Source organism: Microbacterium sp. Z11_20 (assembly GCF_057197605.1).
The window spans coordinates 58,852-72,922 of record NZ_JBXVOQ010000003.1; the positions used below are offsets into that span (position 1 = coordinate 58,852).

A 14,071-nucleotide genomic window follows, 5' to 3' on the forward strand; every position below is an offset into this window, starting at 1 on the left:
GCGCGGTTCGCTCAGCGCCCCGCGCGCCAGTCCCGCGGGGTCATCCCGAACCGTTTGCGGAACGTCCGGGCGAAGGTGGTGACGTCGGAGAATCCGCAGCCCAGGGCGATCGCAGCGATGGACTCCTGCGTTGCCGGGTCGGACAGCATCCGAGCGGCTGCCTGCAGGCGTTGCTCGCGGAGGTAGGCAGACGGCGTCGTCGCGACCTGCGAGAACAGGTCGTAGAGCTTCCGCCGTGACATGTAGTGCGTGCGGGCGATGTCGTCGACGGTGAGATCGGCAGACCGTGCCTGGGCGCGCACGAAGGACTGGACGGTGTAGAGCAGTGACTCGGATGAGCCCGGGAGAACCTGGCGACCGGCGGCCGAAGACCGCAGCATGGTCGCGGCGAGGTCGGCCGTGACGCGGGCGAAGTCCGACCGGGTCTGGGAGTCGAGCCGGTCATGGGTGCCCACGACGGAGCGGAGGTAAGAGCTGAAGACGCGGCGTGCAGGAGTGTCGGCGACGGCGATCGATTCGACCGCGGAGTCGATCGTGCGGGCGGGCAGGCCGAGCTCGGCTCGGGACACCTGCACCACGATGAGGCGCTGGCCCGGCGCGGAGTAGTCGAGCTGGTAGGGATGATGCGTGGCGTAGACGGCGACAGCACCCGGGTCCACCGTGACGTTCCGGCTCCCTTGATGGATGCGCCCGGACGAGCGCACGTGGACGGAGATGTGGAGATCGTCGCTTACGGCTCGCGCGGCCAGTAGCGGGGTGCGGGTGATCACCGCGGAGTCGGACCGCACACGGCACACGGTCATCCCGGGGGTGAGTGGGATGTCTTCCAGCGACGCGCGGAACAGAGGCGAGGGCGTCTCGCACTCGAGCGGCACGAAGCTGTGACTGGCGAGTTCCTGCCACTCCTCGGCGGTGGCCGCGGTCTTCACTCCCATGTGCACCTCCGGGCGATGCGACTGGATCCGATCAGAGTAGAGCCGATCGGGCGCGGTGTCACCGGCGGCGTCCGACTCGCTCACCCGGCGCGCGGAATGCTGCACGAAATGCCGATTTCCTTGCACGCGACGCCGTTCGCTCGGCCGGCCACACGAATACTGTCGGACGCACTCGACCCGAACGACCCTGGAGGACCCATGCCGACCATCCGTGTTGCCGCAGTGCAGGCCGAACCCGTCTGGTTGGACATCGACGGCACGGTGGCCAAGACGATCTCACTGATCGAGGAGGCGGCCGACCGCGGCGCCGACCTGGTCGCCTTCCCGGAGACGTGGATCCCCGGGTATCCGGTGTTCCTGTGGACTCTCCCCGCCCCGGAGCAGATGCCCTTCGTGGCGCGGTATCACGAGAACTCGATGACGGTCACGAGCGACCACATGCGCCGGATCCGCGAGGCCGCGCGGAGATTCCGCATCACGGTCGCGATCGGCTACAGCGAGAAGGCCTACGGCACGCTGTACATGGCGCAGACGGTGATCGGCCCCGAGGGGGAGATCCTGATCCACCGCCGCAAGCTCAAGCCGACCCACGTCGAGCGAACCCTCTTCGGCGAGGGCGACGGTTCGGATCTGCAGGTCGCCGACACCCCCCTCGGTCGCATCGGCGCGCTGAACTGCTGGGAGCACCTGCAACCGCTCACGAAGTATGCGATGTATGCCCAGAACGAGCAGATCCACATCGCCGGGTGGCCCTGCTTCGGCGTGCTCGGCGCGATCCCCGCCCTCAGCCCGCTGGCCAACCTGAACGCCTCCTCCACCTATGCGCTCGAGGGCAGCTGCTTCGTGATCACCGCCACGCAGATGATGACGGACGAAGGCATCCAGACCTTCCTGCTCGCCGACGGGAGCGCCCCGCCGATCTACAACGGCGGCGGCGGTTTCGCCCGCGTGTACGGGCCCGACTCCTCGCTGCTCTCCGAGGTGCTCGACGAGTACGTCGAGGGGATCATCACCGCCGACATCGACCTGGCGATGATCGCGTACGCCAAGAACGCCGCCGACCCGGCCGGTCACTACAGCCGCCCCGACGTCACGCAGCTCCTCTTCGACAACGGCCGCAAGCGCACCGTGGTCGGCGCCGGGCGCTTCGGTACGGAGATGGAGTTCCCCGAGCTGGATGCCGTCGGACAGCGCGTCGGCGCGGACGCCTAGGCCGCTCGCCGCGCCCCGCAGGACGGGGAGCGGTCAGGCGCTGACGAGGGTCGCGAGCGTCTCCGGGGACAGCACGTGCTCGATGGCGAGCATGCTCGCACCCAGCACGGCGGCATTCTCGGCGGCGACGGACTGGACGATGGCGAGGTGCTCTGTGGCCAGCGGCGCCGAGCGGGTGTAGACGACTTCGCGGACGCCCGCGATGAGATGCTCGCCGACGCGCGCCATGGAGCCGCCCATCGCGATCACGGACGGGTTCATGAGGCTCACGCACGTGGTGAGCACCTCGCCGATGTCTCGACCGGCCTGGCGTACCGCCTGGATCGCATCGATGTTGCCGCGCTTGACGAGGTCGACGACGTCGTTGCCGTTGCCGGCCGGAACCCCCTGCGCCGTCAGCGCGCGGGCGATCGCCGGGCCCGACGCGAGGGCTTCGAGGCATCCCCGGTTGCCGCAGTGGCACGGCACGTCGGCCCCGCGCGCCACCTGCACGTGCCCGATGTCACCGGCGATCCCCTGAGCGCCGCGCTGAAGGGTGCCGCCGGAGATGACACCCGCGCCGATGCCGGTGGCGACCTTCACGAAGAGGAGGTGTTCGACGCCCGGCCACGCGGCGGCGCATTCGCCGAGCGCCGAGATGTTGACGTCGTTGTCGACCAGCACCGGGACGTCGAGGTGCTGGCGCACCCACCCCGGCACATCGAATCGGTCCCACCCGGGCATGATCGGCGGGTTCACCGGCTGACCGGTGGAGTGCTCGACCGGCCCGGGGATGCCGACACCGATCGCCGCGAGATCCTTCGTCGATCGGCCCAACTGCTCCAAGAGCGCGCCGGCGTTGTCGACCAGCCATGTGAGAACGGGAACCGGGCCGAGCGTGACGTCCAGGGGTTCGCTGTGCTCGGCGAGGGTCGAGCCGGTGAGGTCGGTCACGGCGACGGTCGCGTGCGAGGCGCCGATGTCGGCGGCCAGCACCAGGCGTGCGCGCGGATTGAGCGCGAACTGCGACGGCGGCCGGCCGCCCGTGGACACGGTCTCGGCGACGGGGGCGACCAGCCCCATGCGCATGAGCTCGTCCACACGCGCGGCGATCGTCGAGCGCGCAAGTCCGGTGGATTTCGCCAGCTCGGCGCGGGTGCGGGGGACACCGTCCCGCAGGAGTTGGAACAGTTGCGTGACGCCGGAGACCCCGCTGGAGGAATCGATGCTCATGCCCACCCTGTTCTCGTTCCCTGTCGGCGCCTGCCGGACGACGTCACCGGTGTTTCGAAGGGATGCCATGGCCCCGATGTCACCGATCGATCATAAGTCGGCGGGGCCGGGCGATCGGATCATCCCCTGCCTGTCGGCCTCGAGAAGCGCTGCTGCAGGAGCACCGCGACGACGATGATGACGCCCTTCACGACGTTCTGGACCGACGAGGACAGGTTGTTCTGCACGAACACGTTGGTGAGCGTCCCGAAGATGAGGACGCCGAAGACCGTACCGGTGATGGTGCCGCGCCCGCCGGCGAGCAGCGTGCCGCCGACGACGACCGCCGCGATGACGTCCAGTTCGAGGAGCATGCCGTGCGTGGAAGTCCCCGCGGTGGTGCGGCCGAGGATCATGACTCCTCCGATACCGGCGCACAGCCCCAGAATCGCGTACAGCCACATCGTGTGGCGCTTGACGGGGATGCCCGCCAGGCGAGCAGCCTCACGGTTGCCGCCGATCGCCACCGTGCGGCGGCCGAAAGTGGTGCGGTTCAGCAGCACCCACCCGAGGGCGGCGACGATCGCGAAGATCCAGATCAGCATGTCGACGCCCACGATGTCGAGGTTCATGAAGGTGATGAACTCGCGGTTCCCGACCTGCAGCGTCCGGCGCTCGGCGAGGATCTCCGCGAGACCGCGTGCCGCCACGAGCATCGCGAGGGTCGCCATGAAGGCCACGACCTTCCCGTAGGCGATGACGACTCCGTTGATCAGCCCCGCGCCCAGGCCCACCGCGAGGGCGATGAGCACCATGACGATCCAGTGGAGATTGTCGGCCAGGTCCTGGATGGCCGCGAGGGATGCGACGACCGAAGCCAGTCCCAGGACGGAGCCGACGGAAAGATCGATGCCCCCGGCGATGATCACGAGCGTCATGCCGATGGCGACGACGCCGATGATCGACGCCGCGCGAAGGATCGTGAGGATGTTGCTGACGCTGAGGAACGTGTCGGGTGCCGTGACCGCGCCGACGATCACGAGGAGAAGGAGCGCCACCACGAGCCCGAGGTTGCGTCCGACCGAGCCGGAAAGCACGCGACGCCAGGCGGGAACCGGCTGGGTCGCGGTCGTGCTCGTGGTGGGGGGCGGTTCGGTCGCCGTCTGCCCGGCTCCGGTCCCCGAGGGGGTCTGCTCGCTCACGCGGCGGTTCCTTTCATGACGAGGTCGAGCACGCCGTGCTCGTCGATCTCTGAGGCGGGGAGGGAGGTGAGGACGTGCCCGTCGCCGATGACCAGGACGGTGTCGGCCAGGCCCAGCACTTCCTCGATCTCGCTGGAGACGATGACCAGCGCGTTCCCGGCGGCCGCGAGGCGGCGGATGAGCTGATAGATCTCGGCGCGGGCGCCGACGTCGACGCCGCGGGTCGGTTCGTCCAGCAGCAGCACCCGGGTTCCGTGCACGAGCCACCGAGCGAGGAGGATCTTCTGCTGATTGCCGCCCGACAGCGTGGCGGCAGGGCGGTCGGGGTCGGCGGGCCGCAGCTCCAGTGCCTCGATCTGCTCGCGCGTGACCCTGCGCTCCGCCCGCTCGTCGAGGAATCCGGCCTTGGCGAACCGTGCGACCGACGACAGTGTCACGTTGACGAAGATCGGCTCGTCGAGCACGAGTCCCTGGCTCTTGCGCTCTTCGGGCGACAGCCCCACGCCGGCGCGCACCGCGGAGACGACCGAGCCGCGGCGGAGGGCTTCCCCACCGACGCGGACGGACCCCGCGGTGGATCTGCGGGCGCCGTACACCGTCTCGAGAATCTCGGAGCGGCCCGAGCCCACCAGCCCTGCGAGGCCCACGATCTCGCCGGCGCGCACGGTGAAGGTCACGTCGTCGAAGACGCCGGCAAGGCCGAGGTTCTCGACTTCGAGGATCACCGGCGCATCCGGTGGAACAGGGGTCGCGGGCGGGAAGACGTTCGCGACCTCGCGACCGGTCATGAGCCGGATGAGCTCTCGTGTCGGGGTATCGGCCACGGGAAGCCCGGTGGCCGTGGTCCTGCCGTCCTTGAGCACGGTGATCCGGTCGCCGATCTGGCGGATCTCCTCGAGCCGGTGGGTGATGTAGACCACCGCGATCCCCGCCGCGGTCAGTTCCCGCACGACGGCGAACAGGTTCTTGACCTCCTCCGAGTCCAAGACCGCGGAGGGCTCGTCCATGATCATGAGCTTGATGTCGTGCGACAGTGCGCGCGCCATGCTCACGATCTGCTTGTTGGCGGCGCTGAGGGTTCCCACCTCGGTGTGCGGCGAGAGGCTGCTGTGGCCGAGGCGCCCCAGCAGAGCGCGCGTCTGCTTCGCCGCTTCGGACCGCCTCGTGAACCCTCCCTTGGCCAGTTCGTGCCCGAGGAAGATGTTCTCGGCGACCGTCAGGCCGTCGACGACGTCGAGCTCCTGGTACATCGTGGCGATGCCCATCTCGATCGCGGCTTCCGGCGTGGGGATCCGGACCGGCTCGCCCAGCCAGCGGGTCTCCCCGTCATCAGGGCGGTGCACCCCGGCGAGCGTCTTGATCAGGGTCGATTTGCCCGCGCCGTTCTGTCCGAGCACGCAGTGCACCTCACCCGGGGCGACCTCCAGATCGACGCCGCGAAGAGCGCGAACACCGGCGAAGGTCTTCGTGACGCCTTTGACCGCGAGTAACGCCGAAGAATGGTCATCTTTAATCACCCACCGAACATAACACGACAGAACGCGGATGCCGAGGGCGCCTTCCCGGGCGAATGCGCAGCGTGCGAGGAGCCATGGCCCCGTTAGCCAGTCGAAAAACAGCCTTTGACAAGGCCAATCACTTATGACGAGCAGAAAACAAAAGATGACACGTCGAAGCGCACTTCTGTTACGGTGAGACGCGTCAGCGTGGACTCCAGAGTGCGGGCAGCTTCCCCCTCGGGTTTCGTCCTCGCGACGCAAGAGGCTGCATCACATTCAAGGAGGAAGAACATGCGCTCACACCTGAAAGCGCGGTCGCGCCTGGTGCTCACCGGTACGTCGGTCATCGCCGCTGTCGCACTACTGGCCGGCTGCACCGGCGGCGGTGCGGACGAACAGAACGTCGTCGACCAGGGCACCACGACCGAAGAGAACGCGGAATCCGGTGACACGGTTGTCATCGGCTTCTCCGGTCCCGCGGCCGACCACGGCTGGCTCGGCGCCATCAACTCCGGAGCGACCGCCGCCGCCGACAGCTTCGACGACGTCGAACTGCGCGTGGCGGAGGGCACCAACGACCCGATCGCCCAGATCGCGGCCGTCGAGACCTTCATCAATGAGGGCGTCGACGCCATCGTGCTTCTGCCGACCGACGGCGCCGCGCTCACCGAGATCGCCATCGAGGCGATGGAGGCCGGCATCCCGGTCGTCAACGTCGACCGCGAATTCTCGAGCCCGTTCGCCGCACGCACGACCGTCCTCGGCGACAACTACGGCATGGGCGTCAGCGCCGGCACCTACATCTGCGAGCAGCTCGGCGACAACCCCGACGCGGTGGTGGCGGAAATCGCCGGCATCGACGCTCTGCCCCTCACGCAGGATCGGTCGCAGGGCTTCACGGACTCGCTGGAGGACTGCGGTCTCCAGGTCTCGGCGCGCGTTGCCGCCGACTTCACCGTCGCGGGCGGCGAAACCGCCGCATCCCAGCTGCTCTCGGCCAACCCGCAGATCGACGCCATCTGGAACCACGACGATGACCAGGGGATCGGCGTGCTCGCAGCGATCGATGCGTCCGGTCGCGACGAGTTCTTCATGATGGGCGGCGCGGGGAGCCGCAGCGCGATGGAGGCCATCGACGCCGACGACACGGTGCTGAAGGCGACCGTCATCTACCCCTCGACGCAGGCCGCCGACGGCGTGGCGCTCGCCCGCCTCATCGCGCAGAGTAAGACGATGGGTGACATCGTGACGCCCAGCGTCCCGAACCGCATCGTGCTCGACGCCCCCGTCGTCACGAGGGAGAACGTCGCCGATTTCATCGACCTGTCGTTCGAGTAGACCGCACTCTCGGGGTGGGGCGTCCGTCGATCACCGACGCCGCCCCACCCTACGACCCCCGGAAGGACCTGCGTTGACGAACAAGCTCCGCATCGCCATGATCGGCCACGGCTTCATGGGTGCCGCTCATTCGCAGGGCTGGCGGGTCGCGCCGCGATTCTTCCCCTTTCCGCACGAGGTCGAGCTGGCCGTCGTCGTCGGGCGCACCGACCCCGCTGCATCCGCCGCCAAGTGGGGGTGGTCCGAAGGCGCGACCGACTGGCGGGACGTGATCGCCCGCGACGACATCGACATCGTCGACATCGTCACTCCCGGCGACACCCACGCCGAGATCGCGCTGGCCGCGCTCGAGGCGGGCAAGCACGTGCTGTGCGAGAAGCCGCTGGCCAACACCGTCGCGGAGGCGGAGGCGATGGCCGCCGCGGCAGAGCGGGCGGCCGAGCGGGGTGTCCGCTCGATGGTCGGGTTCACCTATCGCCGCGTGCCGGCGACCACCTTCGCTCGCGACCTGGTGGCGGCAGGGCGCATCGGGGAGATCCGCCAGGTGCGCGCGGAGTACCTGCAGGACTGGCTGAGCGACGCCGAGGCCCCGCTGACCTGGCGACTGAACAAGGAACTGGCCGGTTCGGGCGCGCTCGGCGACATCGGTGCCCACGCGATCGATCTCACCGAGTTCATCACGGGTCAGACGGTGACGACCGTCTCGGGCATCCTCGAGACCATCGTCGGCGAGCGTCCGCTCCTGGAGCACGGCGTCGGACTATCCGGAACGGCGTCCGCAGAACGCGGGCCCGTGACCGTGGACGACCTCGCGCTGTTCACCGGACGGCTCGACTCCGGTGCCCTGGCCTCGTTCGAGGCGACGCGCTTTCGCACCGGGCGCAAGAACGCGCTGCGGCTGGAGATCTCCGGCTCGCTCGGGGCGATCGCGTTCGACCTGGAGCGCCTCAACGAGCTGGAGTTCTACGACGCGACCCTGCCGGCGACCGAGCAGGGTTTCCGCCGCATCCTCGTCACCGAGGCCGACCACCCCTACCTGGGCGCCTGGTGGCCGACCGGTCATATGCTCGGCTACGAGCACGGATTCTCCCACCAGGCGTATGACTTCGTCGTCGCGATTTCCGACGGCCGTCAGCCGCGGCCCTCGTTCGCCGACGGACTGCACGTGCAGCGGGTGCTGGACGCGGTCGAGCGCAGCTCGGACGCCGGGAGCGCGTGGACACCCGTCGGCGGCTGACGACAGCATCCAACTCACCGGAAGGACACCCGCGATGACGCGACCGATCACCCTGTTCACCGGCCAGTGGGCCGACCTCCCCTTCGAAGAGGTGGCACGCCTGGCATCGGAGTGGGGCTACGACGGGCTGGAGATCGCCTGCTGGGGCGACCACCTCGACCCCTGGCGCTGGGACGACGACGCGTACGTCGCGGGAAAGCTCGAGGTCCTCGAGCGGTACGGGCTGAAGGTGTGGGCCATCTCCAACCACCTCAAGGGCCAGGCCGTCTGCGACGACCCGATCGACCAGCGCCACCGCGACATCCTCAGCGACCGCGTATGGGGAGACGGCGACCCGGAGGGCGTGCGTCAGCGCGCCGCCGAGGAGATGAAGCACACCGCCCGCCTTGCGGCGAAGCTCGGGGTGAAGACGGTCGTCGGCTTCACCGGCTCGTCCATCTGGAAGTACGTCGCGATGTTCCCGCCCGTCTCCCAGGACGCCGTCGACGCCGGCTACCAGGATTTCGCCGACCGGTGGAATCCGATCCTGGACGTGTTCGACGAGGTGGGCGTGCGCTTCGCCCACGAGGTGCACCCGAGCGAGATCGCCTACGACTACTGGACGACGGTCCGCACGCTCGAGGCGATCGGACACCGTGAGGCGTTCGGTCTCAACTGGGATCCGTCGCATTTCGTGTGGCAGCAGCTGAATCCGGTGGACTTCATCCTGGAGTTCCGCGACCGGATCTACCACGTGGACTGCAAGGACGTGAAGCTCAACGTCGGCAACGGACGCAACGGACGGCTCGGATCGCACCTCGCGTGGGCCGACCTCCGCCGCGGGTGGGACTTCGTCTCCACCGGCCGGGGGGACGTGCCGTGGGAGGCGTCGTTCCGCGCGCTCAACAGCATCGGGTACGACGGCCCCATCTCCGTGGAGTGGGAGGATGCCGGGATGGACCGCCTGACCGGCGCGCCCGAGGCCCTCGCCTTCGTGAAGGCGAACCTGTTTGACGCACCCACGGCCGCCTTCGACGCCGCCTTCAGCACGCGCTGACCGCAGCAGCGCCGGGTCGCCCGATCCCGCCCGCTGTACGGCTTGGGCGCGTCTGTGAGGCCGCGCGGTCGGTGGCGGGCAGGCCGGCCCGCCCGGAGTGTCCGGGTGCGGAACCAATCCGCCTAGCGAGCGGGCCCATGGCCGTGCATTCCGCTCGGCGGGCACCTCATGGGAGCGCTCCTATGCGAAACCTGTGGGCGTCTTGCGCTGGCGTTGAGGTTGTCTCGTGCTCGCTGGAATGGCCTTCAGGCAACGCTGTGCAGCCCCTGTCGCTTAGCGGGGCGGAACGTTGCGGTCACCGTCGCAGACTGATGAATGTCGGAAGGCAGCGGTCCACCGGATCGGAACACGGCCTCGACACTCACTCTCAGACCAGCGGCGGACGCCGCGGAAGGACACTCCCATGAAGAACTTCGTCAAGGCCTCGATCGCCGCCGCCGCCGGTGTCACCCTCCTCCTCGGTGGAGCCGGCACCTTCGCCAGCTGGAACGCCTCGGCCACGACGTCGGGCGCCACCGTCGCCTCCGGCAACATGGTCGTCGAAGACTCCGGGACCGCGGGAGAGTGGACCGCCAACGGCTCGCCGATCGCGCTCGCCGGCTACTCCATCGCTCCGGGCGACACGCTGACCTACACCAAGACCATGTCGGTCAGCGCAGAAGGCGACAGCATCCAGGCCACTCTGGGCCTCACCGGCGGATCGATCGTCGCGGCCGATGTCACCGACGCCGCCGACCAGGCGCTCGCCGGCTACCTCGTCTCCACCGCCACGCTGACCGCGAGCGGCGAGGGCATCACCGGCACCGGCCCGACCTACACCGTCGCACCCGCCGCGGGCGTCGTGGACGAGGACGTCACCGTCACGGTCACCATCACCTTCCCCTACGGCGACACTGTCGGCGGCAACAACAACGCCATGAACGGCGCCGTCAGCCTCAGCGACCTCACCGTCACGCTGACCCAGGCCACCGCGTAACCCACCAGCCACCCCGACGGGTGGGCCGCTGACGCCCACCTCCGATGAGGACCCACGATGAACACGCACCCCACCCGCGCCGCACGCCGCGCAGAGCAGAAGCACCGCGCATCAGCGCCGGTGCGGATGCTTCTGGCCGCGCTGGGCACGGCGGGTGCGATCGTCCTCGGAGTCATCGCCGGCGGCGGAACCTTCGCGGTGTGGGCCAGCAGCGCATCTGCTGCGGCCCCCGCAACGGTCCAGGCCGGCTCGGCCGCCCTCTCGCTCACCCCGCTCTCGCTCACGGCCGCCGACCTCTACCCCGGCAAGACCGTGTACGGCACGAGCACGGTGCGCAACGAGGGCACGACGCCTCTCGCCCTCTCGCTGCAGGCGACCACCGCATCCGGCACCCCGACGGCGTTCACCTCCGCGCTCACCGTTTCGGCGGCGTCCACCCCCTCCGCGGCGAACTGCACGGCGGGTAAAGTGACGCCCACGGCGACCACTCCTCTCGGAACCGCCGCCGCCCTCGGCACCACGCTGGCCCCGGGAGCGACGGTCACCCTCTGCATCGGTGTGGGACTGCCCGCTGCCGCCCCGGCCGCAGCGGCCGGAGCCGCGGCCACCGCCCTGTCCCTCACTGTCACCGGAACCCAGGTTCGCCCATGACCCGTCGCCGCCTTCTGGCCCCGATCATCGCCATCGCGACGTTCATCGCGTTGGCCAGCGGTGGGGCCGCTGCCGCGGTGTGGATCACGAGTGCGACGGTGTCGGCCGGCGCCTCCTCGGTCACGGTCGGCACGACGGTGGCCCAGGGCGGCAAGCTCAACACGTTCTACCGCTACGCCGGCACGACCTCCACCGCGGTGGACGGCACGCTCACCATCGTCAACACCGGACGCGCTCCGCTCACCTACGGCCTGGCCACCACGGTGACCGGCAGCGCCGCGCTCGCGCAGAAGACGGCGCTGATGCTGTGGACGGGCACCTGCAGCGCCACGCCGCCGAGCTCGGGCGTCATCACGACCACTCTTGCCGACCCCGCCCCTGCTCTGCCGCAGGCGGCCCGCACCATCCAGCCGGGTGCCACGGCGATCGTCTGCCTGGCGACCAAGGTCACCGGCGACGCGACGGCGTCGAACGCCGCCCTTCAGGGCCAGAGCGCGACGGCCACCTTCACCGTGACCGGTGCCGTCGGCACCAACTGGAAGGCGACTGCTTCGGCGCCCCCCATCACCCAGAGCGTCTGGCGCATCGCCTCATCGGGCGCCATCAGCTGCACGAAAAACTGGTTGAACAGCGGGGTCACGCTGAAATGGAGCGCGCCGTCGAACCGCTTCGCCGGATCGCCCGTGGCCTACCGCGTCATCGATACGGCCACCGGCGCAGACGTCGCCGCCGTGACCGTCGACGCGGCCTCCGCCTCCGTGAGTCTCGATGTGGGTGCGTTCGAGCGTGGCACCACACGCTCCCTCGCCGTCGAGGCGAAGGACACGTTCTCGGGCAGCACCGCCGTTCAGAGCCCGCCTGTCACTGTCAGCCGCAACAGTTCGTGGCTGCTGCCGTCGCTCAATTGCTGATGAACGTCACGCCAACGGCGAGCCCTGCCCCCTCGCGCCGCGCCCTGCGCACGGCCGAGCGCACGTCAGCACGCCAGCACAGCCTCAGGCACTACCTCGCAGTCTCGCTGAGCGCGTCGGTACTCGTGCTGCTGCTCGCGGTGGCCGCGGCCGTCATCGGGATCCCCGCGCTGGTCGGCGGCACTGCCATGACCGTGCTCACCCAGTCGATGGAGCCCCGCCTTCCCCCGGGCACCCTCGTGGTGATCCGCCCCACGCCGGCGGACGAGATCCGGGTCGGCGACGTCATCACGTACCAGATCGAATCGGGACAGGCCGCCGTCGTCAGCCACCGCGTGGTGTCGAAGACCTACGAGAACGGTGAGCTGACGTTCATCACGAAGGGCGACAACAACGACGCCCCCGACCCCAACCCCGTGCAGGCCGTGCAGATCCGCGGCACCCTCTGGTACAGCATCCCCCTGCTCGGCTGGGTCAACAACGTCTTCAACGGCCCGAACCGTACCCTGGTGATCGCGATCGTGGCGGGCGGGCTGTTCGTCTACGCCGTCGGCACGTCGATCGCGGCCGCCCGTGAGAAGCGCCGCGCCCGCGCGGAGGAGGACCGGACTTCGGCCGAGCCTGCGTGACGGATGCTGCGCCCAGCGCCGTGGGGGAGGCCCGGGCTAGCATCGGCACGGTGACCAGCAGAATCACGCGATGGGCGATCCTCGGGCCCGGGGCCATCAGCCGCGACTTCCTGGCCGGCCTCCGCGCCTCCCGGCACGGGATGCTGGCCGCGGTGGGCAGCTCCGACCCCGCGCGCGCCGCGCGCTTCGCCGCCGACGCGGGAGCGGCGTTCGCGGGAAGCTACGACGACGTGCTCGCGAGGCCGGACATCGACGCGGTGTACATCGGCACCGTGCACACGACGCACGCCGAGCTGGCGATCCGCTCCCTCGAGGCGGGCAAGGCGGTGCTGTGCGAAAAGCCCGCGAGTCCCACCGACACCGAGGTTGCGCGCATCCTCGCCGCTGCGGAGGCGGCCGATCGTCCGTTCGTGGAGGCCTTCAAGAATCGCTTCGGGCCCTGGGCGGACGCGCTGCGCGCCGTGCTGGCCGACGGCGCGGTGGGTCGGCCCCTTCAGGTCGAGGCCGCCTTCGGATTCGAGGCGGGCGACCGCACGGGCCGCCTGTTCGACCCCGCTCTCGGCGGCGGCGCGATCCTGGACGTCGGGTGCTACCCGGTGTCGCTGGCGGTGGAGGCGGCCTTCGCCACCGGCGCTGTCTCGGAGGATCGCATCGCCGTGACCCGGGCGTGGGGCGAGATCGCGCACGGGGTGGACACGAGCGCGACCGCCACGATCAGCTTCGGCGGCTGCGAAGGGCTGGTGGCGACCTCGATCGTCCGCGATCTGCCCGGGTCGGCGGTCATCCGGTGTTCCGGCGGCGCGATCGAACTCCCCGACGCGTGGGGAGGGCGGGCCCAGAGCCCCACCACGATCATCGTCCGGCCCGCGGAGGGCGAGGCGACGGTCCACGAGGTGCGGCCGGTCCAGCCGATGGCCGCCGAAGCGGACGCGGTCAGCCGGGCGCTCGCGGAGGGCCGCCGGGAGGTCCCGGAGATGCCGTGGGCGCACACCCGGGCGGTCGCGACCGCGGTCACGGCGTGGCGCGCGCAGGTGATGGCGGGCTGACCCGCCCCGGTGCGCCGCTCGGCCTTCGCCCTGCCGTTCTGTTCAAAACTCAGGAGACACGCCGTGCCGGTGTCGCTGCCGGCCGCTTCCGGGCGCGGATCTCCTGAGTTTTGAACAGGATGCGGCGGTGATGCCGGCTCTGGGCGCGAGGGGACCCGGCGGGAGTGCGGGGCTCCGGGCGCGGGGGATGCGGCGGGGTGCGCCGCTC

The 14,071-nt window shown here is 69.8% G+C and carries 13 protein-coding genes; 9 read left to right on the plus strand and 4 right to left on the minus strand.

What is annotated here, in order from left to right:
* Positions 1 to 11: 11 nt before the first annotated feature.
* Entirely contained in the window at positions 12 to 1,040 is a 1,029-nt protein-coding gene (locus AC2DFQ_RS08385; RefSeq protein ID WP_484533578.1) for a helix-turn-helix transcriptional regulator, read from the minus strand.
* Between the two features lie 93 nt (positions 1,041 to 1,133).
* On the opposite strand from AC2DFQ_RS08385, the gene AC2DFQ_RS08390 reads away from it, so the two are divergent.
* Positions 1,134 to 2,147: a carbon-nitrogen hydrolase family protein gene (locus AC2DFQ_RS08390; protein WP_484510284.1), complete on the plus strand. Its 1,014-nt coding sequence runs from the start codon at positions 1,134 to 1,136 to the stop codon at positions 2,145 to 2,147.
* Between the two features lie 33 nt (positions 2,148 to 2,180).
* Here AC2DFQ_RS08390 and AC2DFQ_RS08395 read toward each other — a convergent pair whose 3' ends face one another.
* From AC2DFQ_RS08395 to AC2DFQ_RS08405, 3 genes are all read right to left on the minus strand, one after another.
* The gene (locus tag AC2DFQ_RS08395) at positions 2,181 to 3,359 is read right to left on the minus strand and encodes an ROK family transcriptional regulator (RefSeq protein ID WP_484510285.1); all 1,179 of its coding nucleotides are present in this window, start codon (positions 3,357 to 3,359) and stop codon (positions 2,181 to 2,183) included.
* 119 nt (positions 3,360 to 3,478) lie between these two features.
* The gene (locus tag AC2DFQ_RS08400; protein ID WP_484533579.1) at positions 3,479 to 4,540 is read right to left on the minus strand and encodes an ABC transporter permease; all 1,062 of its coding nucleotides are present in this window, start codon (positions 4,538 to 4,540) and stop codon (positions 3,479 to 3,481) included.
* Complete coding sequence (locus tag AC2DFQ_RS08405) at positions 4,537 to 6,057, minus strand: sugar ABC transporter ATP-binding protein (protein ID WP_484533580.1); 1,521 nt, start codon at positions 6,055 to 6,057, stop codon at positions 4,537 to 4,539. Before AC2DFQ_RS08405 ends, AC2DFQ_RS08400 begins: the two co-directional genes overlap by 4 nt.
* Before the next feature lie 273 nt (positions 6,058 to 6,330).
* Here AC2DFQ_RS08405 and AC2DFQ_RS08410 point away from each other — a divergent pair, with 273 nt between their 5' ends.
* The 8 genes from AC2DFQ_RS08410 (at position 6,331) to AC2DFQ_RS08445 (ending at position 13,863) form a co-directional block, all read left to right on the plus strand.
* Entirely contained in the window at positions 6,331 to 7,377 is a 1,047-nt protein-coding gene (locus AC2DFQ_RS08410; RefSeq protein ID WP_484533581.1) for a substrate-binding domain-containing protein, read from the plus strand.
* A 97-nt stretch (positions 7,378 to 7,474) separates the two neighbouring features.
* Entirely contained in the window at positions 7,475 to 8,614 is a 1,140-nt protein-coding gene (locus tag AC2DFQ_RS08415; protein WP_484533838.1) for a Gfo/Idh/MocA family protein, read from the plus strand.
* Positions 8,615 to 8,648: 34 nt separating this feature from the next.
* Entirely contained in the window at positions 8,649 to 9,650 is a 1,002-nt protein-coding gene (locus AC2DFQ_RS08420) for a sugar phosphate isomerase/epimerase family protein (RefSeq protein ID WP_484510289.1), read from the plus strand.
* 403 nt (positions 9,651 to 10,053) lie between these two features.
* Positions 10,054 to 10,626 (plus strand): alternate-type signal peptide domain-containing protein, encoded by a 573-nt coding sequence (locus AC2DFQ_RS08425; protein ID WP_484533582.1) that lies wholly within the window; start codon positions 10,054 to 10,056, stop codon positions 10,624 to 10,626.
* Between the two features lie 57 nt (positions 10,627 to 10,683).
* Positions 10,684 to 11,277 carry a hypothetical protein gene (locus tag AC2DFQ_RS08430; RefSeq protein WP_484533583.1) on the plus strand — a complete coding sequence of 198 codons (594 nt, stop codon included), beginning with the start codon at positions 10,684 to 10,686 and terminating at the stop codon, positions 11,275 to 11,277.
* The gene (locus tag AC2DFQ_RS08435; RefSeq protein WP_484533584.1) at positions 11,274 to 12,188 is read left to right on the plus strand and encodes a hypothetical protein; all 915 of its coding nucleotides are present in this window, start codon (positions 11,274 to 11,276) and stop codon (positions 12,186 to 12,188) included. The genes AC2DFQ_RS08430 and AC2DFQ_RS08435 overlap by 4 nt, the downstream gene beginning before the upstream one ends.
* Complete coding sequence (locus tag AC2DFQ_RS08440) at positions 12,188 to 12,817, plus strand: signal peptidase I (RefSeq protein WP_484533585.1); 630 nt, start codon at positions 12,188 to 12,190, stop codon at positions 12,815 to 12,817. Before AC2DFQ_RS08435 ends, AC2DFQ_RS08440 begins: the two co-directional genes overlap by 1 nt.
* A gap of 50 nt (positions 12,818 to 12,867) precedes the next feature.
* Positions 12,868 to 13,863 carry a Gfo/Idh/MocA family protein gene (locus tag AC2DFQ_RS08445; protein ID WP_484510294.1) on the plus strand — a complete coding sequence of 332 codons (996 nt, stop codon included), beginning with the start codon at positions 12,868 to 12,870 and terminating at the stop codon, positions 13,861 to 13,863.
* Positions 13,864 to 14,071 lie beyond the last annotated feature (208 nt).

What these genes read in the sequence shown, in the direction of transcription:
- AC2DFQ_RS08390 (WP_484510284.1), top strand. Translation starts at nt 1,134, where the DNA reads ATGCCGACCATCCGTGTTGCCGCAGTGCAGGCCGAACCCGTCTGGTTG.
- AC2DFQ_RS08395 (WP_484510285.1), bottom strand. Translation starts at nt 3,359, where the DNA reads ATGAGCATCGATTCCTCCAGCGGGGTCTCCGGCGTCACGCAACTGTTC.
- AC2DFQ_RS08410 (WP_484533581.1), top strand. Translation starts at nt 6,331, where the DNA reads ATGCGCTCACACCTGAAAGCGCGGTCGCGCCTGGTGCTCACCGGTACG.
- AC2DFQ_RS08415 (WP_484533838.1), top strand. Translation starts at nt 7,475, where the DNA reads ATGATCGGCCACGGCTTCATGGGTGCCGCTCATTCGCAGGGCTGGCGG.
- AC2DFQ_RS08420 (WP_484510289.1), top strand. Translation starts at nt 8,649, where the DNA reads ATGACGCGACCGATCACCCTGTTCACCGGCCAGTGGGCCGACCTCCCC.
- AC2DFQ_RS08425 (WP_484533582.1), top strand. Translation starts at nt 10,054, where the DNA reads ATGAAGAACTTCGTCAAGGCCTCGATCGCCGCCGCCGCCGGTGTCACC.
- AC2DFQ_RS08430 (WP_484533583.1), top strand. Translation starts at nt 10,684, where the DNA reads ATGAACACGCACCCCACCCGCGCCGCACGCCGCGCAGAGCAGAAGCAC.
- AC2DFQ_RS08435 (WP_484533584.1), top strand. Translation starts at nt 11,274, where the DNA reads ATGACCCGTCGCCGCCTTCTGGCCCCGATCATCGCCATCGCGACGTTC.
- AC2DFQ_RS08440 (WP_484533585.1), top strand. Translation starts at nt 12,188, where the DNA reads ATGAACGTCACGCCAACGGCGAGCCCTGCCCCCTCGCGCCGCGCCCTG.